The sequence below is a fragment of the Candidatus Gorgyraea atricola genome, assembly GCA_030765235.1.
GTDB lineage: Bacteria > Omnitrophota > Gorgyraeia > Gorgyraeales > Gorgyraeaceae > Gorgyraea > Gorgyraea atricola.
In genome coordinates this window covers 347,609-372,138 of sequence record JAVCCW010000029.1, presented here as the reverse complement: position 1 = coordinate 372,138, position 24,530 = coordinate 347,609, and the positions used below count along the sequence as shown (strand labels likewise).

The following is a 24,530-nucleotide window of genomic DNA, read 5'->3' as shown; positions in this document are numbered from 1 at the left end:
CTTGCGCTCCTTATTCTCCCCCTGCCACCATTGCTATACTCAATACTTCCTCTATACTGGTAACTCCGGCTTCTACTTTTTCAATACCGCTATCTACAAGAGATCTTATGCCCATCTCCCTGACTACCTTCTTAAGTTCGCCCAGGCCTGCGCCCTTTGAAACTAATTCCTTTAGTCTATCATTGAGTAATATTACCTCATAAATAGCTATCCTTCCCCTGTAACCTGTGTGACTACACGCAGCACAACCCTTTGGCTTATATAAAAGTTCCTGTTTTAGCTTAAAGTCTCTTATTAGATTGGGCGGAGTTTCATACGCCTCCTTGCATTCAGGGCACAATTTTCTCACTAGTCTTTGCGCGCCTACAACAAGCAAAGAAGAGCTTATCAAGTAAGGTTCGATACCTATATCTATTAGCCTTGATATAGCGCTAGGCGCATCATTGGTATGGAGCGTGCTTAAAACAAGATGTCCTGTAAGTGATGCCCGTATGCATATCTGAGCAGTCTCAAGATCTCTCACCTCTCCTACCATTATAACATCAGGGTCCTGCCTTAAAAATGCCCTGAGCGCAGCAGCGAATGTCAGACCTATAGAAGGTTTTATCTGGACCTGATTTATACCCTCGATCTTATATTCCACAGGATCCTCGACCGTAGAAATATTCTGACGCGGACTCTTGATCTCATTTAAGGCAGCATAAAGTGTGGTGGTCTTTCCGCTTCCTGTCGGACCTGTCACCAGGATCAAACCATGCGGACTCTTTATAGCCTTTTTAAAATTCTCAAGCGCCTTTGGCTCAAAGCCAAGGCGATTTAAATCCAAAGGAGTCGCTGACTTATCCAGTATCCTCATAACGACCTTTTCGCCGTAGATAGCAGGTACTGTTGAAACACGTATATCAATGCCCTTGTTCTCTACCTTTACTAAAAACGCCCCGTCCTGAGGAAGCCGCCTCTCTGCTATATCAAGATTAGCCAGTATCTTTACCCTTGAAACAATGGCAGAAATAAGATGTTTTGCCGGAGGCGGTATTTCATAAAGCACGCCGTCGATCCTGTATCTTATATTTATCTTGTTCATAAACGGCTCTATATGTATATCACTCACCCTGTCTTTTATGGCCTGCATAAGCAATAGATCGACCAGCTTGACCACTGGCGCCTCTTCTGCGCGCGCGATCAAATCATCAAGGCTGAGATTATCTTCTTCTTTTATTTTTTCTGTCTTAAATTCCTCGAGGTCATACGAACCGCTTATTGCGTCCTTAAGCAAGTCCTCTCTTCCGTAAAATTCGTCGATGGCCCTCTGAAGATCGGATTTTGTCGCTATAATAGGATTTATTTCGCATCCTGTCATGTGTCTGAGATTGTCTATTGCAATTAAATCCAAAGGATCAACAAAAGCAATGGTAAGAGAATCCAGGTGTTTTGAAATAGGCAGAAGCATGTGCCTGCGGGCATATTCTTCAGGTATTACTTTTTCAAGATCCTGGCCTTCCGTAGGCTTGAGGAGTCCCTTAGAGTAAGACGCGTAAGGTATAGCTAACTGTTTTGCCAGCGCAACCACAATATCTTTTTCAGATACAAGCCCAAGATTTACCAGAACGTCACCGAGTTTTGCGCCTTCCTTCCTTTGTACCTCGACGGCCTTTCTAAGCTGCTCCTCGGTTACGATCTTCTCGTTAAGTAATATTTGCCCCAACTTATCCTTGGACTTTCTCATTCTATTTTTCTTCCCCTAATAGATCTAATATCGTCTTTATCTCTTTTTCTCTCACAGCCTTTGGTTTTTCCTGTTCGCGCTCAGAGATATTTGCCAGCTTATATGCGCTGTCATCCGCTACATGAGGTGTGATAAATATCAAGAGTTCTTTATCTAATTCATCCTTGGATTTATAACGAAATGCAGCTCCTATTAAAGGTAGATCCCCAAGAAACGGGATCTTGGTCTTTCCATAGCTATCTTCCCTGGATATCAAGCCTCCTATAATAATGGTCTCGCCATCCCTGACCATAACCGTAGTCTTCGCGCTTCTTTTCTGTGGATCTACAAATTTGCTGCCTTCTGTCGTGAAATACGTTGACAATACTGGCACTATAACAGTGGGCTCTATATGCATAGTGATATAACCACCTTTATTTATCTGTGGTGTGACCTCTAATGTTATGCCTGTATCTATCCTCTCTGCCTGAGTGGATGTGGTTGACGTAGAGCCAGTATCTGTAGTACTCGTCATACTGGCAACAGCTGTCTGAGCAGTAAGTTCTATCAATGCTGTTTCATTATTCAATGTAAGTATTTTGGGTCTTGCCAAAACTCTGGAATCTGTATCGCTCAATATAGCCCTCATCGTAGCAGTAGTACTAGCGAAAGTCATGGTGCCGCCAGTTCCTGTGATAAGATCCTTATCTACAAGCGCTCCCTTTAAAGGCCACCTGGTAGTCAACGCAGGACCTGCGTATGCACCAAACGTACCTGACCATTGTATGCCCAATCTATCAGCAACAGTTGTTGTAGTCTCTATTATCTCCACCTCTATCATGACCTGAGATGTCCTTACATCAAGCCTTGCCAGCACATCCTCAATAATAGCAAACTGGCTCGGCATCTCCTTTATAATAAGGCTGTTGGATCTTTTATCAGCTATAACCTTGCCATCTTTACTCAGAATGTCCTCTATAACTTTAACTATCTCCGCGTCCTGTTTTGATTCCCCTGCTTCTGTCGGAGGAGGTGCTAACTGCGCATACTTTAACTCGTATATCTTAGTCAATGTCTCGACCTTTGGTTTCACGGATTCCTTGACTATAAATATATTACTGCCAGGCTCTTGTTCATAGACAAGGTTATTTGCGCTCATAATATGATTCAAGGCATCTTCCACTGTGACACCATCAAAATAAATCGTGACTGTCCTGGCCTTTATATTCTGGCCTGCGACAAAATTAAGTCCTGATTGTTGTGAAAATAACTTAAGGACAGTCTTTAGATTTGCATCCTGAAAATCCATGGAAATCAGGTTTCCAGGACTTGCCCCTACTTTCGCAGCAATCGAAGATGATGACATAAAAATACTAAATATAATGGCGATGATAAGTCTTACTATCTTCATAATGACCTCCTTTGTTATTTGGGCCTAACAATAAAATCTTTACCCTTAAACCTTAAACGTATTCCAGTCCTGGTAATATCTTTAATTTTAACTTGAGATTTGGTCTCTCCCAGACCTACCTCTATTACATCATCCACATCATAAAGTTTATCATCTATTATAGCCTGCGGCCTTATGCTGCTCCACACCATGCCCTGAAACTTCATCTCAGGAAGAATCGCGCTTTCATCTTCCACGCTTACTGCCTCTTCCTCCAATGGACTCTTGAACGGCACCCTTCCTGTTCCAGCTAAATAAGCCACGCCGCTTTCCTCTTCCGGAACCTTTGCCTCTAATACCTCTACCTCGGCCCACTTCTCATTAAATTCCTTTCTGGAAAAAACCTCGTCATTGTTGTCGCCCTTCTTAAACCTTGTAAGGCCGATTAAAAGCGCCACAAGCACAAGAGCGCCTACGCCTATATATTCTATCTGTTGTTTTTTCAGATTCATCTCAGCCATTTTATTCCTTTAAAACTACCATGCTGATCACAATGTGTGACTTCGTGTCAAAGGCCTTGACCTTTGAATCGCCTGCCTCAAAATCCGCATTCTCGTCAAGCCTCTTTGTATTGATACGTTCGACTCTTAAGAATTTCTCTGACGATTCAACCTTAGATATAAACCTGCCAAGCTGATGATACGTAGAGGTAATATCCATTTCTACATATAATTTAGTGTATAGGCCTCTTTTCTCTGGCGTACCTGGTTTTATAGAAGCCATATCTATGCCTTCTTCTGCCGCCATATCAGAGATCTGGCTCAAAAGCCATGAAACACCCCTTCCTTCTGGCAGCCTTTTTTCGTAAACCTTCAGGTGCTTGTCAAGCGCCCTCACTGTGCCAATAAGAATATTTCTGTCCCTTTCCTGCAATATATCAGCCCTAAAGGACCTGCTTTTACTTAAAAACGGTATAAAAATAAATACTATACCGATAAACAGCGTGACGACAACTACTACTGCAGTCAGTATAAGGGTCTTGCTTATTTTTTTGGTCGCAGGTTTTTTCATAATATCACGGGCCAATGAATAATATCTCGAAACTCGCTGCCCCTTCTCCTCGTATCTCTGTCTTCTCAACAGACACGATATCCGCCCTCGTCATACCATTCTGTATGGCAGTACTCTGTTTTAAATCTATCAAAAAATTATTGACAGTATCTGCCTCATTTTTATTCTCGCCGATTATGCAGTAGCCTCTGAGACTGAGCCTTCTGGAAATCTTAGACACATTCTTTTTATCTATCTTCTCTTCAAAATCTATCTCAGTAAGCCATACGTCCTTGGGTATCAACTCTGCTAATTCTACTAATCTATCCGTAAAATATGTCCTGCTCAAGATGATATTCTCCATCAAATGCCTCTTTGCCTCCATCTCATTCTTCATTCTCTCTAAAGTATCTATAGAACTATCCTTTATATTGACCTCGACCTTTGGCCTTTCAGATAAAGTACGATCGAGCTCCTTTGGAAGCGGGGCTATCATCTTCATGCATATCACCCTTAATATTATCAGCAACAATATTGCAGCAGACGCCTCGAGAAATGCGGTCCTTAAGAATATCTCTTTATGCTTATAAACAAGCAGCCTTTCTTTACATAGATTCACTCCTATAAAAGTTTCTGAAAGACCTCTGAGCGCAAGGCCAAAGGCAATAGCGAGTTTAGGAGGCACTATATCTTTTTTAACCCTTACCCCCCTCAGCGGATCACCAACCTCTACAGGTATCTGCAGTTCCTTGCCTACTAATTCATGCCAGTTCTCAATGGGTAATTGGCTATAGATGATTATCTTGTCGATCACCTCTGATGGAAATTGCTTCTCATAAAAATCAAATGACAACCTTATCTCAGAAAGGAGCTTTTCAAATACAGGATCAAGCGAGCCATCGCCCGGGGCGCTCTCGTCAAGAGGAATATCTCTAATTATATATGGGACTCCGTTTCTAAGTATGGTTATATTTGCTGAATTCGTAGTTATATTGACGATTGCGGTATTTACCTTATTGCTTATCTGTTCAGCTGCATTAAAGGCCCTTATAAGACTAAAAGGCGATGGTTCTACAATAACAGGTTTCACGCCTGCGCGTTCGATCAGGCTTACAAAGTCTGCTATTGCCTTTTGCTTCACTGCGGCAAATACAACATCCATACTGCTATCGGAAGACGACCCTTTTATCACCTGAAAATCTGAAGCCACATCCTCCATGCGGAAAGGGATATAGCGCTTTGCCTCAAAATTTATTGCTGATGACCATTCCTGTTTTGGTATCTTCGGCATTTGAAAATAGCGCACCATTGTTTCTTCGCTCGAAATAGCAGTGACTACATTACCTGGCTTGACATTGTTGTCCCTGAAAACTCTTTGTATAGCCTCGACTACATAGTCATCCCTGGTTTTTTCTTCCGTCTTTTGCTGGGAGAGCTTGCTTGCCAAAGGCGCAGCATCATCCTGAGACTCGACCACTGCTGCCTGAGCTTCTTGTTTCTTTGGATATATAGCTGTCTGGCCAAACTTAACAAGTTTTGGACCTTTTAAGGTCCCCTTAAGCACAACGAGATCTACAGTATCATTACTTACATATAGACCTACTACCTGTTTTGTAATAGCCAGGAGATTCTTATTCATAGCAGATCCCTGTTTATTTTACCTTTGCTTTGGCCTCGATCAGATTGGAAGACAACCATTTATCAATTGACCGCTTATCAAATCTCCAGACATGTCCAACCTTTATGCCTGAAATCTTCTTTTGATGAAGCCAATTATAAATAGTCTGCTTTTCCAACTTAAGATATCTGGCCAATTCATCAGTATCCATGAGTCTAGTCATCTATAACACCCCCTAATGCACTTACCTAGAGTTAGGTGAAATAAAATATACCATAAGGAACTTACTTTGTCAAGGTAGGGAGCTGGAAAGGATACATAACTATATATAAATAAATGAGTTATGTAATTAGATTTTTATGGGCTAAAAACGGATGACTTGGGATAGGTAACAGTTGAGTTTATTGTCTTGCGGCCAGTGCCTACTAAATCAACTACATCGACCTGTAAAGTCCAACCTGGCAACAGGGAAATAGGAATATCTGGAGGGGTATCTTCTGTTGTGAATGTACAAGTGCCAGGGGAAGGGAAATAGTCGCTCATGGGGTCTCCAGCATCATCTTCGTTAATCCGGATCTTCCAATAGGCATAGTTAATGCCTGCTTCTGCTACAATGATAGCTCGCTTTTTTCTTGCAATAGCCTCATTGATATTTACAGAGTTATATGCTGTCAAAAGAAATACTATTGCGCCTGTAGACAGCAGCAACAGTAAAGCTAAGCTTATAAACAAGGCTACACCCTTATTGTTATTTATATTCAACATATAATACCTTGCGCGTAGATTCCGCGATTATTGTAAATCGCCTATCAATTCTTCTATCGACCCTAGGATCAAGCGCCAGCGTTCCTGACTGTGTATGGTATACTTCTGTTTTCTTTTCCAGCCAGTGTCTGATTTTTGCCATAGGTAAAGACATAATCTCTTATTGCCCCATGACTCGATCAGAACCACTGCTGACCACCAGCCAAAACCCTTGCTTATGGTCCTGTAGTCCAGCACCTTTAAAGGTGGACCAATAGGCAGCTTCTCTTCTGCCCTTGCTTTTGCTTCTGCCATATATACCTCCTTGCTAGCTATCAGCTTTCAGCTATCAGCTGTCAGCTTTCTTGTTATAACTCCCGCACCTGGGACATGTTGAAATAGCAGCATGCCTACTGTCAACATATACATAAGTGCATATATCGCATTGCCAGAAAAAATTCTTTTCGGAAGAAAATAATTCTAGTGTCTTTTTCTTTTCGCATATTATCCACGCCGCCAAGATCACGCATATTGTTATAATAAGATATAGCGAAATAGCTAATGAGAATTCTATTCTTACCATAGGTCACTAGTCACCAAATTTAATCCTCACAATGCCCTCTTGATCCTCATCATGCGGCGCGAATTGCCACCTTCTTATGTATCTTATAGCAAGCTGATCTATCTCAGAAGAACCACTGGAGACAATACACTCTGGATCTCTGAGGATGCCATCTTTTGACACTATAAACCTGATAGTCGCCTCATAAAAACCAGAGAGTAAATATGGTAACTTTGGTAAATCCGGTTTATATAACAGGGTTCTATTTTTAGCATCGCCGCCAACCAAGGCATCCTTAAAACGAAGCCTCCTCTTTCCTCTATCACTAGAATACAGTTCCGAAATAAAGCCAACATCTTTCTTTACTGAAAGATCAATTTCTTCTTTATCTGACTTGGCCTGCGCAGACCTTGAAAATACCTCTGGTAAACCAAGCTCAAAATCATCTAAGTGAACTGTCTTTCTCTCTTCTAGTTTTTCTACAAAAGAACTCTTATCGAGATCTATTGATTTTTCCGGGAGAGGTTTGACCTTCTCTAAAATAGAGCCCAGGAACGAAACAGCTGCATAGTCCTTTCTTATGTCTGGCGATATAAGCACAGGGCTTACTGAGAACATGCAGACAAGATGCCACGATGCGGATACTATTATCGCAATGTTTAGATTTCGGTCTTTTAGTAACATATTTAAAAAATCCCAAATCCCAATACTACCAAATCCCAAATAAATCCAAAATCCCAAATCCAAAACCATGTTTGGGATTTGGAGATTGGGATTTATTTGGTAGTATTGGTATTATTGGGATTTGGGATTTATGCATCTCTATCTAACTTCCTGGTTCGTTGCTATATTTACCTGCGTAACACCTATATCCCTGCAAAAATCCCAGATACCCACTACCTTGCCTAATGCGACATCCCTATCTGATTTTATTAAAATAGGTTTGTCCTTGCCAGCTATACGCTTTAATTTACTCTTTAACTCAGCAAAGGTTATGGGCGCCTCGTTCAGATAAAACCTGTTATCCGATGTTACTGTGATCACCAGTGTATTCTCCTGCACGACTTCGCTTGTTACTGCCTTTGGAAGATCTATCTTTATTCCTGGCTGAAATATAAAATTTGATGTCAGAAGAAAGAATATCAGAAGCAGAAAGATACAATCAATAAGCGGCGCAATATCTAGATGACCTTTTTTGAATTGGACATGACGTTTAAATCTCATAGTAGAACTCCTTGTTTACGCTCTCTGTGACAGCATATCTGTCACTTCTGTTGCGCTGCGTTCCATCTCAAGTACAAACTCCTCGATTCTGCTAACCATGTAGTTGTACGCCACGACTGTAGGAATAGCAACGATAAGACCAGCTACTGTAGTCAAAAGCGCCTCCCATATGCCGCCTGCTAAATCTCCAGGGCTCACAGGATTAAATGAAACAGATTTCTCCTGGATTATCTGAAATGCCCTGACCATCCCTGTAACAGTACCCAATAGTCCCAAAAGCGGCGCAATATGCGCTATTGTTGCTAGAAGGCTTATGTGTCTTTCAAGTCTCGGGACTTCCTGATGTCCAGCATCTTCAATAGATTCTCTTATCTCCTGCCTGGACCTATCATGCTTTAAGATCCCTGCCTTGATTATATGGGCGATAGGGCCTGATGTCTTTTCACAGATCTTTATCGCCTCTGCTATCCTATTGCGCTTTATGGTGATCTCTATGTTGCTCATGAAATCTCTTGTATCTATCTTTGCCTTGTAAAGATAATAAAATCTCTCTATCACTATGGCAAAAGCCAATACTGAACACAATGCAATAGGGTACATCACTGGTCCACCTTTTTGGATTAGTTCGAACATATTCCTTCCCTCCTTCTTAGCGTTTATTTCTCCTTATCCACTCCAATCTCTCTCTCGCATACATCGACTCATTGACCTCCATCACAGAGACCTTTTTATAAAGCTTCTCTGCGTCTTGCCATTTTTTTTGTTTCTCGAATATCTTAGCGCAGGCCAGCTGAGATTTAACAACGGTCTGTGTAGAATCAGGATATATATACCCGACCTTCATATATTCTGCGACTGCATCATCAAGACCGCCTAAGCCCTCGTAAAGCTCTGCTACCAGATATTGTATATTCGCGTTAAAATCTCCGCGTCTATTATCCAGGGCCTTCTTGTAATAATCTATAGCCTTTTCCATATCTCCCTCTGTCCTTAATATGTCTGCGAAATACCTGGAGGCAACCTTTATATATGATGTCTCTTTATAATCCTTCATGAATTTCTCCAGGAGCTCCTTTGCCCTTACAAAATTCTTTTTCTTGATCGATATCTCGATTACCTTAAGCTCAGCCACAGGAAGGAGTTCGCTTTCCGGATAATTTTCCTTTAATCGATTTAACATCCTGATGCTTTTATTTTTGTCTCCATTCTCATAAGCCATGATAGCAAGCCTGTATTCTGCATCGTCAGCCAATACCCCTCCAGGATAGTTCTTGATCACATCACGGAAGTATTTTTCAGCCTTCTCAATTGCCTTTTTATTTGCATATTGCTCTGCGAGCCAGAAACGCGCGTCCTCAGACAAGGCATCTTCAGGGTAGATATTAATAAAATTCTCAAAGTGCGCCAAGGCCTTATGGGTATCCCCTGTCTTATAATAGCACCACCCCATCTCATAAAATGCCCTGGTCGAAGATTCTGAAGCAGTCCCTGTCGATGATATAGCCTTAAATATACGTAACGCCTCTCTGTAGTTCGCAATATTATAATGCGCTTTTGCCAGATAAAAATTGGCCTCTCGTTCGTATTTACTGCTTTTAAACTTGTCCAATAAATTTTCTATCTCGCGGATCGAAGATTCAAAAGCCCCTTTTTTAAAATGCGCTACAGCCAGACCAAACATAGCATCTTCTGTGTTGCTTGAATCAGGATAATTCTTTAATAGGCTCTGAAATGTCAGGATAGCGCCTTCAAATCTTTCTAATTTAAAAAGGATGCGTCCTATTTGATACTGCGCGTAATCCACATAACCAAATACTGCGTCAGGATTGACATTGGCCTCTTTAATGACCATGTCATACACATCTAAGGCCTTTTTGGGTTCGTCTCTCTGGACGTAGACATCACCCAATCTGCAATACGCGGATATGCGGTAGAAATCACTGTCCGACTCCTTTATTACCCTGGTAAACTCTCTAACTACATCATCAAACCTATCCATTTTAAAATATGTCCATGCCAGATTATGTCGCATATCATCTGAATATTCACTCGAAGGGAAGAGCTTTAGCCCCTGCTGCAAGACCTTGACGGCATCTTCGTACAGTCCTAACCTGTGCAATGCCTCGCCCTTGCCAAGATAGGCATTAGCCGCCCACCTGCTTCTGGGAAAATTCTCTATAATACCATTAAAGCCCTTTATGGCTTCTTCAAATCTCTGCATCTTTATGAATGATTCTGCTTCCCCAAACAAGACAGAATCCATGATAGGGACTTCTCTATTTAAGGCCCGCAATCTTTCAAATTCCATTAGACCGTCTTCGTATTTGCGCATCTTGATGTAGCTCCACGCCCTTCCATATATCGCATGTACGTCTCTGTCCAGATCAGAGCTTGAGCTTAAGGATTTTTCGTAAGACTGGAGCGCGTCTTTGTAATGGCCTAAATAGTAGGAGTTTTCTGCCATCAAGAAATACGCCCTTGATAATTTTTCAGGATCATCCTGCCTTGAAATAAAGGCTGTAAGTTTTTCTTTGGACTTTTTATACTCTTTGAGCTTGTGAAGTGTCTCTGCTATCTTCAGCTCTACCTCGTCCTTTAGTTTGTCTGAAGGATAGTTTGACAGAAATGCGGAAAATTTATCAAGGGCCTGGTCATATTTTTTCTCTTCATATAAGGACCAGGCTGTGGAATATTCTGCGTGAGGCGTGTATTTGGATGAAGGGTGATCATTTAGTAGCTTAGCGTAAAGCTCTCTTGCCTTTTCAAAGTCCCGGGTCCTGAAATATATCTCAGCCTTCCAGTAAATCGCCTCGGCCTTGATGAGACCCGATACCCCGGAATCCAAAACCACTTCGAGTTCTTTTATCGCGTCATTAAATCGTTCAAGGTGCACAAGCGACTCGCCCAAGAGAAGCCGCGCCTCTATGATACCTTCATTGCTTGGATTATTTGATATGAATTTCTCGAACGACCGCGCAGCGATCTCATAGAACCCATCCTGGAAGGATTTCTTGGCAAGGATAAAGTCATTGCTATCAACTGCCTGCGCCAATAAAGGTGTCAAAGGCGCAACAAGTATAGCACCTATAATAATATATATAGCAGCTATAGTCTTCATCTTGTCTATGAATATACCACTGAGCAGAAATTAAGGCAAGAGAAAAAAGCTGTAGACATGCAATACTCTAAATATCGCATAACACCTCTTGCACCACCCAGACCAAGGGGTCCTGGGGACGCAAAATTTTCCCAGCGTGAAAATTTTGCTCTTTTTTTACGCTCGCTCACTAAAGTAGACAAAACAGTCAGTGACTGTTTTGTCTACTTTAGCACCGTGCCCGCTCGCGTAAAAGAAGCCCCATGCCCCCTTGGTCTGAGTGGTGCAGAAGACAGGCATTCGATTCCACCATACTAACTTACCAATCACAATCCTGTTCTATGAATTTCATCCGAACCAAAGTTTACCTTATAAGAAATATTGGAATTTGAAGCTACCTCATTTTCGTTTCCGTACCATTTCTTCAAAACTAAATTTGGATCTCTGTCACAGAGTCTTACTAGCTCAAACAGCTCGTCCTTTATGACTTCATTTTTAAACACAGTTATTAACTCACGAGCTTTTGAAATAACGGCATCACGATTTTCTATTTTTGGTATACGTCCTTTATTTGGTGGATAACCTAATATATTGAATACTTCGTTACCTTGCAACAACCTTAACATTAAATCTTTTTCTTTTAGTCTTGCAAGAACATCTAATTTTCTGCATATACTGATTGTATAACGCATTGCTATATCTTTGGTCACTGTATGATTAATTAACAAAGAAACTTCATTTAACAAATGTCCTAGTAGATGAGCTAATTGTCGCGTTAAATAAATACGTTTTTTACCTTTCTCAAGGATTAACATCTCGTTTTTAATGCATTTATCATGAAAGTAATTTGGCGCAGAAATGCCCTCGGAAAGCGTTTCTGCGCAGATAAAAATTTTACTAATTTCATCGTCAATTTTTCCCGCTGTATCACGAAGTTTTTGTAAATTTTCACCAAGAGAGTTTTGACCTTGAAACTTAAGTGCTGGTCTTAGGTTAAAGCCATACACTGGGTAGGCAAGAGTCGACGATAAAAACGCCCCCCCCATTAGTATAGATATTAGAATGAGTTTATACCCTTTTCCAATCTTCCTCATAATCCACCCAAAAAATTCTGCTTCGCCAAGCTATTTTCATGCTTGGCTTCGCAGAAACAACCTCTCCTCAATTTGTTTTTATTATACCATAAAAGAGCTGATATTTGAAGATATTTCTATGACAGTGTAACCCAAAAGGAGGCCTGGGAGCCCCGTTCCAAATTCTGATAGATAAGCTATTTATTATTTGTAACTAATCGCGTACAATTCTAATAGATTGTTTGCTGATATTTAAGAATTTGGAACGGGGCAGGCGAATTGAAAATTTAGCCTTTTATGGGATAAGTGTGGCGCGGGGTGTCCTGTGAGTGGGAGGATCCACACCGGGCGGAGGGGCCCACTCACAGGACACCCCGTGCCACACAATACTGGATGGGGAAATTTTCCCCTGAGCGACCCCCATACCAAAATCTCCCCATACCATTGCCTTCGGCAAGATACGGGGCAGGTCGATTTGGTACGGGGCAGGCAGGCCTGCTTTTGGGTTACATTTTTACGAGAGACGGGTTTTTAAGTATTCGCCTGTGTATGAGGATGGGGTTTTGGCTATTTTTTCTGGGGGGCCAGTGGCTACTATTTGGCCGCCGGAGTCGCCGCCGCCTGGGCCTAGATCTATTATGTGGTCTGCGGATTTTATTACGTCTAAGTTGTGTTCTATGACAAGGACGGTGTTCTTTGCTTCTACTAATGCATGGAGGACATTTAGGAGCTTGTCAATGTCAGCAAAGTGAAGGCCTGTTGTAGGTTCGTCAAGAATATAGAGTGTCTTGCCTGTGCCGATCTTTGAAAGCTCTGTTGTGAGTTTCACGCGCTGCGCCTCGCCACCTGAAAGCGTAGTTGCGAATTGGCCGAGTTCAATGTAGCCAAGTCCGACTTCATTGAGTATTTTCAACTTCTGGTAGACATGGGGGATATTCTTAAAAAGTTCAAGTGCCTCCTCTACTGTCATCTCTAAAACATCTGCTATGGATTTTCCCTTATATAAAACCTGCAGTGTCTCGTGATTATACCGTCTGCCATCACAGATCTCACACTTGACATAGACATCTGGCAAAAAATGCATCTCTATCTTCTTAATGCCATCGCCCTGGCACGCCTCGCAGCGACCGCCTTTTACATTAAAACTAAATCTACCAGGACCATAGCCTCTCATGCGAGACTCTGGCAGCCTTGAATAAAGATTCCTGATAAAAGAAAAAACACCTGTGTACGTAGCAGGATTAGAACGTGGAGTTCTGCCGATAGGACTCTGATCCACAACCACGACCTTGTCTATATTCTTCAAGCCCTCTATCTTTTCATGCAAACCAGGTTTCTGTCTGGATCCATAAACATGTTTTGCCAAGGCCCTGTAAAGTATATCGTCAACGAGCGTACTCTTACCTGAACCTGAAACACCTGTGACACAGACAAAAAGGCCAAGCGGAATCTTTACATCTATGTTTTTCAGATTATGCTCTCTTGCGCCTCGTATGATAAGCTGCTTATCTTTATTCTCTTTTCTTCTTTTCTTTGGCGCCTTTATCTTTAATTTACCGCGCAGATACTTTCCTGTAAGAGATTCTTTAGAGTTTAAAATATCTTCGATCTTGCCCTGCGCTACAATATGGCCCCCATGCCTTCCTGCGCCTGGCCCAAGATCAATAATATGATCGGCATTCCTTATCGTAGCCTCATCATGCTCAACAACTATTAAAGTATTTCCTAAATCCCTTAACGCCTTTAAGGTATCAAGTAATTTCGAATTGTCCTTCTGATGTAGTCCAATGCTTGGTTCATCCAGGATATAGACCACACCAACAAGGCCTGCGCCTATCTGCGTGGCAAGCCTTATCCTCTGCGCCTCTCCACCTGAAAGCGTAGAGCTACGCCTGTCTACTGTAAGGTACTCCAGGCCTACATTGGCCATAAACCCCAGGCGCTCCCTTATCTCTTTTAAGATCTGATGCGCTATCTTTTCTTGTTTTGTTGAAAGCCTTAATTCTAAGAAAAATTCTTTCGCGTCTTTTATTGAAAGTTTTGTTATATCGCTTATGGATTTTTCATTTATCTTTATTGAGAGACTCTCATGTCTTAGCCGTTTTCCTTTGCAGTCCGGGCATTCGCTTTCATTGGTATACTTATTGATCTCCTGCCGCATGAATTCACTGTCTGTCACCTTGAGACGCCTCAAGAGATTTGGTATCACACCCTCGAATCTCCCCCAGTTACTTCCTTTTGTACCATGGAGGATAATATCCCTGACTTCTCCGGGGATCTTGTTAAAAGGCGTGTCTATATCAAAACCATACTCAGCGCCCATTCTTCTTAATAACCTTCTATAGTGAAGGACTATTCTTTTACCGCCCACGCGCCATGGTTTTATTGCCTCTCTTAATGACTTTGACTTATCAGGTATTACTAAATCCGCGTCTATCTCCATCTTTGTGCCAAGCCCAGCGCATGCCTTGCACGCGCCATAAGGACTATTAAAAGAAAATATCCTTGGTTCGATCTCCTCATAGCTTATACCACAATTAGGACAGGAGTACAGCGCGCTGAATAAAATTTCTTCTTTAGTCTCGACCTTTGAGACCAATAAAAGCCCCTTACCAGCCTTTAATGCGATCTCTACAGAATCAGAAAGTCTGTTTCTGATATCCTTATCCATCACGAGCCTATCGATCACGACCTCTATATTATGTTTTTTCTTCTTATCTAATTTTATTTTATCATCCAGGGATTTTATATCTCCATCTACCCTCACTCTGACAAACCCCTGCTTTTTTAATTCCTTAAAGAGATTATAATATTCACCTTTTCTGCCTCTTATTACAGGCGCCAATATCAAAAGCGCCGTACCTTTAGGATATTTCAATATCCTGTCTATTATCTCGTCCTGACTCTGCTGGATTATTTTTTTACCACATTTATAACAGTAAGGCGTGCCAATGCGGCTGAAAAGCAGGCGCAGATAATCATAAAGCTCAGTCGTGGTGCCTACTGTAGAGCGGGGATTGCTGCCAGCGCTGCGCTGCTCGATCGAGATCGCAGGAGACATGCCCTCGATATGCTCTACATCAGGCTTCTCGAGCTGCTCTAAAAACTGACGCGCGTAAGCAGAAAGACTCTCCACATACCTGCGCTGACCTTCTGCATATATCGTATCAAATGCAAGCGAGGACTTACCTGAACCGCTCAAGCCAGTAATCACAGTAAGCCTGTTCCGCGGAATATCCAGACTAATATTCTTAAGATTATGTTCCTTTGCCCCAACTATCCGAATACACTTCTCGCCCATAACCCTTAACTTTACATTTAAAGCAAGACCTTAGGATCCGCCATAAATCTACGCTTACTACAGTATTTATCTGGAATATAAAAAGGAGTACAAATGCCAGGATTATTACTATTGCTCGCATATTAAAGATGCCCCTCGGGGAAAGGGGGACAGCGACCATTTTTTATCTAGAAAAAATGGTCGCTGTCCCCTCCCCCGAGGGGATTGTTGCTTTCTTATCTTCTCTTCTTCTTTTTCTTTCCACCGCGTGCCATCTTTGCTCTGGAAATATCTCCCTTCTTATCGATGAAATAAAGATATCCCTTTGCCTTCTTTACGCCGCATTTCAGGACTTTTTCTGCCATTCTGTCTCACCTCCCCTCTATTTTATTTTTGTTATTTATTAATGCATGCCGGTAGCCCGCCGTTCTTCAGATGATACTGCAGGCATTCGCAGCAAAAACCTTTTCTCGAGCACGGCTCATACGTACACGGACAATCCTTCATGTTTTTATCGAAATTCTTGCACTTATCCTTCATGATATTACCTCTTTTAACTTCGCAAGCGCTGAAAATATGGCAAGTTGACTCGTTTTTGGGTTTTGTTTAGAGGGCACATTCTCGGTCTTTGTAAAAAGTCTCCCAAACTCACCCTCGACTTCGACCTCGTGCGAATTTGTCTTATATTTTGGGGATGTAACTATTCGTACCTTTGTGCGATCAGGCCCTATTCCTGAAAGGCTCAGCGTCGCTGCCACATTGATGTTCTTTGGGAAATGTTTTACAGCATCTGTTGCAGTCCCATCATATATTACAGTCTCTTTCTTGATCTTATCTATATCTATCTTTCTTTTTTCCAAATACGGCGCGCCTCTTAGTCCTCTTGGAGGTTTTCTAGTGGTCAATGTTACTCTTTTGATCTTTCCAATAGCTGCAGCCCGGATTCCATCTATGCCACAAACAGCGCCACTGGGGATATGCACTGACTTTATGTCTTTGAATTTCAAAAGCCCCCCTGTACTCATTATAAGGACCTCTTTTTTGTGTAAGACTGCCTTTTGCGCTATCTTTCCTGATATCTTGGGGCTGGCTGCTTCTATTATCAGATCACATTTTTTTATTAGACGATCGATATTGATGACTTGTGGACAAGGTTTTATCTTTTTGGAGAGGGATCGCGCTTTCTTGATGTCTAGATCGCAAAGCGCCACGATCTTTGCCTTTTTTCTAAGGTTTTGCTGGATAAACTCTGCAATGCCTGTTCCTATTGCGCCACAGCCGATTATTCCTATTTTTTTCATACTAGACACCTGATATTGCTGCCCCTGATTTCTCGCCAGAGACTTTAAGCATGCGCATCAAAGATTTGTATGACTTTTCTCTTATCTCTCCTGTGATCTTGATCTGGTGTTCCATTGTCTCGAGAGAATGCGCAACCCATCCCAATGTCGTAAGTTTCATTGTCGGGCATACGAGCCTCTCTGTAGGCACGTAAAAATTCTTGTCAGGGTTTTTCTTATTTAGTCCATAGAGCATACCTGTCTCTGTAACTATAATAAAAGATTTATCCTTGGACTTTTCCACAAATTTAAACATACCGCCTGTCGAGCAGATATGGTCGCTGACAGAAAGTACATCTGGATTGCATTCTGGATGGGCCAGCACCACTGCCTCTGGATGCTCTTTCTTTGACCTTAAGACCTCTTCCTTTGAAACGCGTATATGAGTAGGGCAAAAACCCTCCCACAGAATGATCTTTTTATCAGGCACATTGGCCTGAACATATCTGCCTAAATTCTTATCAGGGATAAATATGATCTCTTTATGATCTTTAAGGGAATTTACGACTTGAATGGCATTTGAGGATGTACAGCATATATCACTCTCTGCCTTGATTTCCGCAGAGGTATTTACATAGCATACAGTAGCAGCGTTAGGATATTCCTTTTTCTTTTCCCTGAGCCTCTCTACAGTGACCATATCTGCCATTGGACAGCCTGCCTCTTTTACTGGCAAAAGTACGATCTTGTCAGGATTCAGTATTGATGCGCTTTCTGCCATAAAATCCACGCCGCAAAATACGATCACCTTGGCATCTGCCCGTACTGCTGCCTGGCTCAAGCCAAGCGAATCACCGCTTATGTCTGCGATATCCTGGATCTCGTCCCGCTGGTAATTATGCACGATTATTACAGCATGCTTCTCTTTCTTAAGCTTACGTATCTTTTTCTTTAGATTTTCCTTGTATTTGATCTCGTCCATCATTTTTTACCTGTTATTTTGTTTTTATCATCGGTGAAAATGATCTTTGGTCTATAGGAAATCGCGTCCTTTGTCTCGATCTGTATATATGACATTATAAGAAGCTTGTCTCCTATTTTGGCGTGCATGGCAACTCCGCCATTCATCCCGATTATACCCGAACCTTTTTCTCCTGGTATGACATAGGTCTCCATTCTCATGCCGTTGTTTAGATTGACGATCTGTACCTTTTCATTGGCTATAACATCAACGGCCTCTAAAAGCCCTGTGTCTATCGTAATGCTGCCCGCATAGTCAACATTTGCCTCTGTGACCCTTGCGCCATGTATCTTTGATTTTAATATTGTACGAAACATTATCCCTGCCCCCTTTAATTTAAAATGGCATTGTCGATCAGTCTTGTCTTGCCAATTTTAGCTGCAACAGCAACTAAGGCCTTATTAGAAATTCTATCCAATGGTTTAAGATTCTTTGTATCTACTATAGAGACATAGTCTATCTTCGCATTAGACTCTTTAAGGATTTCCTTCTGTATCATTTTGATTATGTTTCTCGAATCCCTTTCGCCTTTTCTGTAAAGAGTCTTTGCTAATTTTAAGGATTTATATAATGAGAGGGCTTCTCGGCGTTCCTGGGGAGATAAATAGAGATTTCGCGAGCTCATTGCAAGGCCGTCTTTCTCTCGCACTATAGGCATGACCTTTATCTTTATCGGTATATTTAGATCTTCTACCATTTTCTTTATCACAATGGCCTGCTGCGCGTCTTTTTGGCCAAAGTATGCTATGTCTGGCTGTACAATATTAAAAAGTTTAGCCACAACTGTTGCAACGCCCTTAAAATGGCCTGGTCTTGAGGCGCCACAAAGAGTTCCTGCAATATTTCCGACATTTACATATGTTGAAAATCCATTTGCATAAATGGTCCTGGCTGTAGGGATAAATACAATGTCAACGCCTTCTTTTCTGCAAAGTCTTAGATCACGATTCAAGTCTCTTGGGTACTTCTTAAGGTCCTCTTTTGGACCGAATTGAGTAGGATTTACAAAAATACTCACGACAACACGATCTGTATCTTTTCTCGCCCTTCTTATCAGGCTCAAATGGCCCCCGTGCAGAAAACCCATGGTAGGAACAAGGCCAATGGTTCCCTTTTTCCCTTTCAGATTAATCAATGGCTTGATGCTTCTGTATATTTTCATACTTTAGCAACAAGGGACATGGGACAAGGAGCATCTAAACCCCCTTGTCCCTTGTCTCTTGTCCCTTGTCACTTCTTGTCCCTCCCTGGATATCCCTCAAAGGCTTCTGCACAAACTCTCGTTCATTCATTCTTGGATGTGGGATCTTTAGATCTGGTTCATCTATTTTTTCATCACCGTAAGTCAATATGTCTAGATCAATGGTACGCGGTCCATCCTTGACTGATCTTTCTCTGTCAAGATGATCTTCTATCTCGCGTAAAGCTGCAAGAAGCTCTCTTGGTCCAAATGTTGTGTTGATTTCTATGGCAGCGTTCAGATAATCAGACTGTTTTGGCCCGCCCACTGGCTCTGTCTCGTATACACTCGAGATTTTTTTGACCTCGATCTCTTTTGCCTGCTGCAATCTCTCTATCGCAGCATCAATGTTCTTGCGTCTATTGCCTAGATTTGAGCCAATGCCTATGTAGCAATGCATAATATCAGGGACAAGCAACAAGGGACATGGGACAAGGAGTATCTAACTCCCTTGTCTCTTGTCTCTTGTCCCTTGTCACTTTAAAGTATCTTCCTCAGCCTCTCCACCGCCTCCAACATCCGCTCCTTTGAAACAGTGAGCGCCATACGCACGTATCCTTCGCCGCTTTCTCCCATGCCTATGCCTGGAGTAATAACTATATTTGCTTTTTCAAGTACCATTTCGGCAAATTCAATAGATGATTTATACTGCTTTGGGATCCGAGTCCAGACATAAAAAGTTGCTTTTGGCTTTCTTGTTGCCCAGCCAATTTTATTCAGGCCGTCTACAAGCACGTCACGCCGCTCTTGATAGATCTTATTCATCCTCTGCGTATGTTTCTCTGCTATATCCAGAGCAGTTATACCAGCGACTTGAATAGCATTGAACGCGCCCGAGTCGATGTTGGATTTTACTTTGGCTATGGCTGATATAATTTTCTCATTACCGCACACAAAGCCAATGCGCCATCCAGTCATATTACAGGTCTTGGACAGAGAATGAAATTCAACGCCCAGTTCTTTTGCGCCAGCTACTTTTAAGAAGCTCTCAGGTCTATATCCATCAAATGCTATTTCAGAATATGCCGCGTCATGCGCAACAATAACATTGTTTTTTCTTGCGAAAAGCACTGCGTCTTCAAAAAATCTTTTGTCACACACAGCACTCGTAGGATTATTCGGATAATTTATATAGAGCAGTTTTGCTTTTTTTACAGGCTTTAAATCCGGTAAAAAATTATTCTCCTCTAAAAGAGGCATTGTATGCACTTTTCCTCCGGCAAGAATAGTCCCGCTTTTATACGGAGGGTAGCAAGGATCAGGCACAAGCGAGACATCTCCTGGATTAATAAATGCCAAAGGCATATGTGCTATTCCCTCTTTTGAGCCTATAAGAACAAGCACCTCTTTATCAGGATCCAGCGTAACGCTGAATCTGGTCTTGTACCACTCTGCTATTTTATTCCTTAGGGCTGGTATCCCTTCATCCAAAGGATAGCGTTGATTTTTTGGATCTCCTGCTGCTTTACAGAAAACATCCACCACCTCTTTTGGCGAGGCCTCATCAGGATCCCCGATCCCAAGATCTATTATGTCTCTTCCTTCAGCCCTGGCTTTTCGTTTCGCCTTATCGATCTCCACAAACAAATAAGGCGGAAGCCTTTTTACTCTCTCACTTAATTCAAATCCCATATCCTACCCTTTCTAAGTCGTGATTACATCCTGCATGGTGTAAAGTCCTGATTTTTTAGCTGCGATAAACTTTGCTGCGTCAAGCGCGCCCTGAGCAAATACGTCTCTGGAAAAAGCGCTGTGTTTAAGTTCTATTTTTTCGTTTTGTCCTGTGAACATAACGCTATGATCGCCTACTATGTCGCCTTCTCTTATAGACTCTATGGGCGGTGTTTCGCCACGAACCTTTGAGACTACCAGAGAAATATTAGCGGCAGTACCGCTTGGCGCGTCCTTTTTCTTGGCATGGTGCGCCTCTACTATTTCAATTTTATAACTCGCATCAAGCGCCTTTGATGCGATCTCTGTAAGCTTGAACAATAGATTTGCGCCAACGCTCATATTAGGAGAAAATACAATCGGGATTTCCTTGGACGCCTTTTTTATCTGGCTTATCTGCTCCTTAGATAAAGCTGTTGTACCTATTACCATCCCGACTTTATTCTTGCGAGCGATCTCCAGATGTTTCATTGTCACGTCTGGAAAAGTAAATTCAATCAATACGCTGCACGCGCTGGCTATCTTTGCAAAGTCAGACGCGACTCCGCCCTGTCCAACAGCAGGATTATCAGCTGATTCTATGCCGCCTGTAATTTCAATTTCCTTATCCTTTGAAGCCAAGAAAGCAATACGCTTTCCCATTCTTCCTGCAATTCCGCTTATAACAAGTTTTACCATGTTACTCCTTACAAAAGCCCGTAATCCTTTAATGCCTTTTTAAGTTTTACCAGATTCTCTTCAGAGATGTCACACATCGGAAGACGCAAACCTGGCTCATCTATCATGCCCATAAGGGCCATAGCAGTTTTTACTGGGATCGGATTTGTCTCTATAAACATTGCCTTTACTAAAGGTAAAAGCTTGTAGTGCAGCTTTCTTGCTCCAGCAATGTCTCCTTTTCTAAACTTAGAGACCATATCTGATACATCTTTTGGCGCAATATTGCTTACCACTGAAATAACACCTGTGCCGCCTATTGCTAAAAGAGGCAGAGTCAGGACATCATCTCCTGAAATCAGATCAAACTCATCTCCGCATAAAGCATGTATCTGCGCCATCTGCTCCAGGTTCCCGCTTGCCTCTTTTACGCCCACTATATTCTTTACTTTGCTCAAGCGCTGCATTGTCTCTGGAGTTATATTCACGCCCGTACGAGACATGATGTTATAGACAATAAGAGGTATCTTGCACTCTTCAGCGATTTTCTTGAAATGCCGGTAGATGCCTTCCTGCGTGGGCTTGTTGTAATAAGGCGTGATCTGCAGCGACGCCTCAGCACCGACCTCTTTCGCGTATTTGGTCAGCACAAGGGCCTCGCTAGTATTGTTAGCGCCAGTACCAGCAATAACAGGTACTTTTTTATTCGCGGCCTCTACCACGACTTCTATAACATGCTCGTGCTCTTCATAAGAAAGCGTTGTTGATTCGCCTGTTGTACCGCACGGTACTATAGCGCTCGTGCCATTCTTTATCTGGAATTCCACAAGCTCCGCGAGCTTTTTTTCATCCACTTTACCTTTTTTAAACGGTGTTATCAATGCCGTCATTGAACCTTCAAACATAATTCACCTCTCCCTGGTAAACCTTTCGCGCTTCTCCTTCTAAATATACTCCTTTATGACCAATATAAACCTTTAAAATCCCACCTTTTGTGTGCACATTGACACCTGACACCTGACACCTGACACTACTTATAATCGCCGCCGCCACTGCTCCCGTGCCACAGGCAAGCGTCTCCCCTTCTACTCCGCGCTCATACGTCCGCATCTTTATATTTTTATCGTCTATAATTTCGACAAAATCAACATTTGTGCCACGCGGCTTGAATTCTTTATGATATCTTATACTTCTGCCAATAGAATCAACGTCTATCTTTTCAATGCCCTGCACAAAAACCACTGTATGCGGCACACCAGTATCAACATAACTCACTCTTATGCGCCTATCATTTACTCTGATCGGAAAACCTGATTTCAAATCCTTGGGTTCTTCCATCTTTATCTTAACTCTATTTTTACCTGTAATGGTCGCTTCATAAAGACCTGCTTTTGTCTCAACCTTTGCCTTGCCTTTTTTGCCTACGTATAGTGCAGCGCACCTTAGGCCATTGCCACACATCTCTGCTTCACTGCCATCAGCATTGAATATGCGCATCCTAAAATCTGCTCTTTTAGACTTCTCCAGTACAAGCAACCCATCCGCACCAACCCCAGTCTTCCTCTGACATAAATCCTGCGCAACCCTAGACCAGCCCTTGTCCCTTGTTCCTTGTCTCTTGTCCCTAATATCAATCAAGACAAAATCATTCCCAGCCCCAACCATTTTCGTAAATTTTAGCTTATTCATCTTAAATCTTTGTAGGTTTCGCGCTGTGTTACTAGTTTGGCGCGAGTTCTGTCTACCAGGACCTCTGCTGGCCTTGGCCTGGAATTATAGGTGCTGGCCATGCTGTAGCCATATGCGCCTGCGCTCATGATAGCCAGCAAATCCCCTTGTTTTAAGTCAATAAATTTCCTGTCTTTGCCCAGAAAGTCTCCGCTTTCACAAATAGGGCCTACAACATCGTATCTGCGTATATCACCTTTGTAGGATTTGGATCTAACAGGCAATATCTCATGATAGGCATGGTAAAGGCTCGGCCTCACCAGATCATTCATGGCGCTGTCCACTATGGCAAAATTTTTGCTGGGTGTCTCCTTTATATATATGGTCTTTGCAGCGAGTATGCCTGCGTTCCCTGCGATAAACCTGCCTGGCTCAAGTATTATCCTGGCATTTAGCTTTTTGAGCAGCGGCAAAACTGCCTTTGCGTATTCCTGGGCAGTCTGCGGCCTCTCGCCGGAATAGATTATTCCAAGGCCCCCGCCGACATTAAACCATTTTATCCTTATACCAGCTTTTTCAAGGTTCCGGACAAAACTTACCAGTTTCTCAATGGCTTTCACAAACGGCCTTGCGTCAACTATCTGCGAACCAATATGTAGATGCACGCCCGTAATATCCAGATTTCTAAATTCTCGATGACACAGGAAAATACCTCTCGCAGCCTCAATATCAATGCCAAATTTATTCTGTTTGTGTCCTGTGGTGATATATTTATGCGTACGCGCCTTTACATCCGGATTTACGCGGATCGCAACAGCTTGCTTCTTGCGCAACCTACCAGCAACTTTATTGATCATCTCGAGTTCAGGCAAAGACTCAACATTAAAAAGCAGGATATTGCTCTTGATGGCAAACTCTATCTCTTTTTCTGTTTTGCCAACACCTGCATACACGATCTTCCTTGGCGAAGCCCCTGCCTTAAGCGCCCTGTAAAGCTCGCCGCCAGATACTATATCCAGGCCCGCGCCTGAAGCAATAAGCGTCTTTAATATTGAATGATTCGAATTCGCCTTTACTGAATAACAGATAAGTGGTTTTACTCTCCTAAACGCATCCCGTAATTTTCTGTAATGATCCAGAAATGTCTTTTTGCTGTAAACATATAGAGGCGTGCCATACCTTCTGGCAAGCTTTTCTATGCTCACAGATTCACAATAAAGTTCATTACGTTTGTATTTGAAGTCATGCAT

General features: G+C 42.2%; 27 protein-coding genes. All 27 read right to left on the bottom strand.

All coding sequences use genetic code 11. The features are described 5' to 3' along the window. Nucleotides 1-10: 10 nt before the first annotated feature. A complete protein-coding gene (gene gspE, locus P9L93_07390; protein MDP8230908.1) occupies nucleotides 11-1,726 on the bottom strand; it encodes a type II secretion system ATPase GspE in 1,716 nt (571 codons plus the stop codon). Between the two features lies 1 nt (nucleotide 1,727). After that, nucleotides 1,728-3,116: a secretin N-terminal domain-containing protein gene (locus P9L93_07385; GenBank protein ID MDP8230907.1), complete on the bottom strand. Its 1,389-nt coding sequence runs from the start codon at nucleotides 3,114-3,116 to the stop codon at nucleotides 1,728-1,730. A 14-nt stretch (nucleotides 3,117-3,130) separates the two neighbouring features. After that, nucleotides 3,131-3,616 (bottom strand): hypothetical protein, encoded by a 486-nt coding sequence (locus tag P9L93_07380; protein MDP8230906.1) that lies wholly within the window; start codon nucleotides 3,614-3,616, stop codon nucleotides 3,131-3,133. Nucleotide 3,617: 1 nt separating this feature from the next. Beyond that, nucleotides 3,618-4,166, bottom strand: a complete 549-nt coding sequence (gene pilO / locus P9L93_07375; GenBank protein ID MDP8230905.1) for a type 4a pilus biogenesis protein PilO — start codon at nucleotides 4,164-4,166, stop codon at nucleotides 3,618-3,620. A 4-nt stretch (nucleotides 4,167-4,170) separates the two neighbouring features. Further along, complete coding sequence (gene pilM, locus P9L93_07370; GenBank protein ID MDP8230904.1) at nucleotides 4,171-5,784, bottom strand: pilus assembly protein PilM; 1,614 nt, start codon at nucleotides 5,782-5,784, stop codon at nucleotides 4,171-4,173. 13 nt (nucleotides 5,785-5,797) lie between these two features. Further along, nucleotides 5,798-5,986: a helix-turn-helix domain-containing protein gene (locus P9L93_07365; GenBank protein MDP8230903.1), complete on the bottom strand. Its 189-nt coding sequence runs from the start codon at nucleotides 5,984-5,986 to the stop codon at nucleotides 5,798-5,800. Nucleotides 5,987-6,120: 134 nt separating this feature from the next. After that, complete coding sequence (locus P9L93_07360) at nucleotides 6,121-6,528, bottom strand: hypothetical protein (protein MDP8230902.1); 408 nt, start codon at nucleotides 6,526-6,528, stop codon at nucleotides 6,121-6,123. Nucleotides 6,529-6,555: 27 nt separating this feature from the next. Further along, nucleotides 6,556-6,822, bottom strand: coding sequence for a hypothetical protein (locus P9L93_07355; protein ID MDP8230901.1), 267 nt, complete (start codon nucleotides 6,820-6,822; stop codon nucleotides 6,556-6,558). Nucleotides 6,823-6,856: 34 nt separating this feature from the next. Further along, nucleotides 6,857-7,090 carry a hypothetical protein gene (locus P9L93_07350; protein MDP8230900.1) on the bottom strand — a complete coding sequence of 78 codons (234 nt, stop codon included), beginning with the start codon at nucleotides 7,088-7,090 and terminating at the stop codon, nucleotides 6,857-6,859. A 6-nt stretch (nucleotides 7,091-7,096) separates the two neighbouring features. Then, the gene (locus tag P9L93_07345) at nucleotides 7,097-7,753 is read right to left on the bottom strand and encodes an energy transducer TonB (protein ID MDP8230899.1); all 657 of its coding nucleotides are present in this window, start codon (nucleotides 7,751-7,753) and stop codon (nucleotides 7,097-7,099) included. Nucleotides 7,754-7,891: 138 nt separating this feature from the next. Next, nucleotides 7,892-8,293, bottom strand: a complete 402-nt coding sequence (locus P9L93_07340; GenBank protein ID MDP8230898.1) for a biopolymer transporter ExbD — start codon at nucleotides 8,291-8,293, stop codon at nucleotides 7,892-7,894. Between the two features lie 15 nt (nucleotides 8,294-8,308). Further along, entirely contained in the window at nucleotides 8,309-8,926 is a 618-nt protein-coding gene (locus P9L93_07335) for a MotA/TolQ/ExbB proton channel family protein (protein ID MDP8230897.1), read from the bottom strand. Nucleotides 8,927-8,942: 16 nt separating this feature from the next. Continuing rightward, nucleotides 8,943-11,411 carry a tetratricopeptide repeat protein gene (locus P9L93_07330; GenBank protein MDP8230896.1) on the bottom strand — a complete coding sequence of 823 codons (2,469 nt, stop codon included), beginning with the start codon at nucleotides 11,409-11,411 and terminating at the stop codon, nucleotides 8,943-8,945. 305 nt (nucleotides 11,412-11,716) lie between these two features. Next, nucleotides 11,717-12,484 (bottom strand): hypothetical protein, encoded by a 768-nt coding sequence (locus P9L93_07325; GenBank protein MDP8230895.1) that lies wholly within the window; start codon nucleotides 12,482-12,484, stop codon nucleotides 11,717-11,719. A 493-nt stretch (nucleotides 12,485-12,977) separates the two neighbouring features. Continuing rightward, the gene (uvrA, locus tag P9L93_07320) at nucleotides 12,978-15,764 is read right to left on the bottom strand and encodes an excinuclease ABC subunit UvrA (GenBank protein ID MDP8230894.1); all 2,787 of its coding nucleotides are present in this window, start codon (nucleotides 15,762-15,764) and stop codon (nucleotides 12,978-12,980) included. Nucleotides 15,765-15,979: 215 nt separating this feature from the next. Further along, nucleotides 15,980-16,108 (bottom strand): hypothetical protein, encoded by a 129-nt coding sequence (locus P9L93_07315; protein ID MDP8230893.1) that lies wholly within the window; start codon nucleotides 16,106-16,108, stop codon nucleotides 15,980-15,982. Nucleotides 16,109-16,139: 31 nt separating this feature from the next. Next, nucleotides 16,140-16,283 (bottom strand): hypothetical protein, encoded by a 144-nt coding sequence (locus P9L93_07310; protein ID MDP8230892.1) that lies wholly within the window; start codon nucleotides 16,281-16,283, stop codon nucleotides 16,140-16,142. Continuing rightward, nucleotides 16,280-17,044, bottom strand: coding sequence for an aspartate dehydrogenase (locus P9L93_07305; protein ID MDP8230891.1), 765 nt, complete (start codon nucleotides 17,042-17,044; stop codon nucleotides 16,280-16,282). The genes P9L93_07310 and P9L93_07305 overlap by 4 nt, the downstream gene beginning before the upstream one ends. Nucleotide 17,045: 1 nt before the next feature. Next, complete coding sequence (nadA, locus tag P9L93_07300) at nucleotides 17,046-18,008, bottom strand: quinolinate synthase NadA (protein ID MDP8230890.1); 963 nt, start codon at nucleotides 18,006-18,008, stop codon at nucleotides 17,046-17,048. After that, nucleotides 18,005-18,361 (bottom strand): aspartate 1-decarboxylase, encoded by a 357-nt coding sequence (locus tag P9L93_07295; GenBank protein MDP8230889.1) that lies wholly within the window; start codon nucleotides 18,359-18,361, stop codon nucleotides 18,005-18,007. The genes nadA and P9L93_07295 overlap by 4 nt, the downstream gene beginning before the upstream one ends. 14 nt (nucleotides 18,362-18,375) lie before the next feature. Then, a complete protein-coding gene (gene panC, locus P9L93_07290; protein ID MDP8230888.1) occupies nucleotides 18,376-19,206 on the bottom strand; it encodes a pantoate--beta-alanine ligase in 831 nt (276 codons plus the stop codon). Nucleotides 19,207-19,240: 34 nt separating this feature from the next. Continuing rightward, nucleotides 19,241-19,684: a 2-amino-4-hydroxy-6-hydroxymethyldihydropteridine diphosphokinase gene (gene folK / locus P9L93_07285; protein MDP8230887.1), complete on the bottom strand. Its 444-nt coding sequence runs from the start codon at nucleotides 19,682-19,684 to the stop codon at nucleotides 19,241-19,243. An 80-nt stretch (nucleotides 19,685-19,764) separates the two neighbouring features. Then, the gene (locus P9L93_07280; protein ID MDP8230886.1) at nucleotides 19,765-20,916 is read right to left on the bottom strand and encodes an LL-diaminopimelate aminotransferase; all 1,152 of its coding nucleotides are present in this window, start codon (nucleotides 20,914-20,916) and stop codon (nucleotides 19,765-19,767) included. Nucleotides 20,917-20,928: 12 nt separating this feature from the next. Beyond that, entirely contained in the window at nucleotides 20,929-21,633 is a 705-nt protein-coding gene (dapB, locus tag P9L93_07275; GenBank protein ID MDP8230885.1) for a 4-hydroxy-tetrahydrodipicolinate reductase, read from the bottom strand. 8 nt (nucleotides 21,634-21,641) lie between these two features. Beyond that, complete coding sequence (gene dapA, locus P9L93_07270) at nucleotides 21,642-22,517, bottom strand: 4-hydroxy-tetrahydrodipicolinate synthase (protein ID MDP8230884.1); 876 nt, start codon at nucleotides 22,515-22,517, stop codon at nucleotides 21,642-21,644. Further along, entirely contained in the window at nucleotides 22,510-23,301 is a 792-nt protein-coding gene (dapF, locus tag P9L93_07265; protein ID MDP8230883.1) for a diaminopimelate epimerase, read from the bottom strand. The genes dapA and dapF overlap by 8 nt, the downstream gene beginning before the upstream one ends. Then, nucleotides 23,298-24,530, bottom strand: coding sequence for a diaminopimelate decarboxylase (gene lysA, locus P9L93_07260; protein MDP8230882.1), 1,233 nt, complete (start codon nucleotides 24,528-24,530; stop codon nucleotides 23,298-23,300). The genes dapF and lysA overlap by 4 nt, the downstream gene beginning before the upstream one ends.

What these genes read in the sequence shown, in the direction of transcription:
- gspE (MDP8230908.1), bottom strand. Translation starts at nt 1,726, where the DNA reads ATGAGAAAGTCCAAGGATAAGTTGGGGCAAATATTACTTAACGAGAAG.
- P9L93_07385 (MDP8230907.1), bottom strand. Translation starts at nt 3,116, where the DNA reads ATGAAGATAGTAAGACTTATCATCGCCATTATATTTAGTATTTTTATG.
- P9L93_07315 (MDP8230893.1), bottom strand. Translation starts at nt 16,108, where the DNA reads ATGGCAGAAAAAGTCCTGAAATGCGGCGTAAAGAAGGCAAAGGGATAT.
- P9L93_07330 (MDP8230896.1), bottom strand. Translation starts at nt 11,411, where the DNA reads ATGAAGACTATAGCTGCTATATATATTATTATAGGTGCTATACTTGTT.
- pilM (MDP8230904.1), bottom strand. Translation starts at nt 5,784, where the DNA reads ATGAATAAGAATCTCCTGGCTATTACAAAACAGGTAGTAGGTCTATAT.
- P9L93_07350 (MDP8230900.1), bottom strand. Translation starts at nt 7,090, where the DNA reads ATGGTAAGAATAGAATTCTCATTAGCTATTTCGCTATATCTTATTATA.
- dapF (MDP8230883.1), bottom strand. Translation starts at nt 23,301, where the DNA reads ATGAATAAGCTAAAATTTACGAAAATGGTTGGGGCTGGGAATGATTTT.
- P9L93_07325 (MDP8230895.1), bottom strand. Translation starts at nt 12,484, where the DNA reads ATGAGGAAGATTGGAAAAGGGTATAAACTCATTCTAATATCTATACTA.
- P9L93_07280 (MDP8230886.1), bottom strand. Translation starts at nt 20,916, where the DNA reads ATGGGATTTGAATTAAGTGAGAGAGTAAAAAGGCTTCCGCCTTATTTG.
- nadA (MDP8230890.1), bottom strand. Translation starts at nt 18,008, where the DNA reads ATGATGGACGAGATCAAATACAAGGAAAATCTAAAGAAAAAGATACGT.
- P9L93_07355 (MDP8230901.1), bottom strand. Translation starts at nt 6,822, where the DNA reads ATGGCAGAAGCAAAAGCAAGGGCAGAAGAGAAGCTGCCTATTGGTCCA.
- P9L93_07345 (MDP8230899.1), bottom strand. Translation starts at nt 7,753, where the DNA reads ATGTTACTAAAAGACCGAAATCTAAACATTGCGATAATAGTATCCGCA.
- panC (MDP8230888.1), bottom strand. Translation starts at nt 19,206, where the DNA reads ATGAAAATATACAGAAGCATCAAGCCATTGATTAATCTGAAAGGGAAA.
- dapB (MDP8230885.1), bottom strand. Translation starts at nt 21,633, where the DNA reads ATGGTAAAACTTGTTATAAGCGGAATTGCAGGAAGAATGGGAAAGCGT.
- P9L93_07310 (MDP8230892.1), bottom strand. Translation starts at nt 16,283, where the DNA reads ATGAAGGATAAGTGCAAGAATTTCGATAAAAACATGAAGGATTGTCCG.
- P9L93_07340 (MDP8230898.1), bottom strand. Translation starts at nt 8,293, where the DNA reads ATGAGATTTAAACGTCATGTCCAATTCAAAAAAGGTCATCTAGATATT.
- dapA (MDP8230884.1), bottom strand. Translation starts at nt 22,517, where the DNA reads ATGTTTGAAGGTTCAATGACGGCATTGATAACACCGTTTAAAAAAGGT.
- P9L93_07365 (MDP8230903.1), bottom strand. Translation starts at nt 5,986, where the DNA reads ATGACTAGACTCATGGATACTGATGAATTGGCCAGATATCTTAAGTTG.
- P9L93_07335 (MDP8230897.1), bottom strand. Translation starts at nt 8,926, where the DNA reads ATGTTCGAACTAATCCAAAAAGGTGGACCAGTGATGTACCCTATTGCA.
- uvrA (MDP8230894.1), bottom strand. Translation starts at nt 15,764, where the DNA reads ATGGGCGAGAAGTGTATTCGGATAGTTGGGGCAAAGGAACATAATCTT.
- folK (MDP8230887.1), bottom strand. Translation starts at nt 19,684, where the DNA reads ATGCATTGCTACATAGGCATTGGCTCAAATCTAGGCAATAGACGCAAG.
- P9L93_07380 (MDP8230906.1), bottom strand. Translation starts at nt 3,616, where the DNA reads ATGGCTGAGATGAATCTGAAAAAACAACAGATAGAATATATAGGCGTA.
- P9L93_07305 (MDP8230891.1), bottom strand. Translation starts at nt 17,044, where the DNA reads ATGAAAAAAATAGGAATAATCGGCTGTGGCGCAATAGGAACAGGCATT.
- lysA (MDP8230882.1), bottom strand. Translation starts at nt 24,530, where the DNA reads ATGCATGACTTCAAATACAAACGTAATGAACTTTATTGTGAATCTGTG.
- P9L93_07360 (MDP8230902.1), bottom strand. Translation starts at nt 6,528, where the DNA reads ATGTTGAATATAAATAACAATAAGGGTGTAGCCTTGTTTATAAGCTTA.
- P9L93_07295 (MDP8230889.1), bottom strand. Translation starts at nt 18,361, where the DNA reads ATGTTTCGTACAATATTAAAATCAAAGATACATGGCGCAAGGGTCACA.
- pilO (MDP8230905.1), bottom strand. Translation starts at nt 4,166, where the DNA reads ATGAAAAAACCTGCGACCAAAAAAATAAGCAAGACCCTTATACTGACT.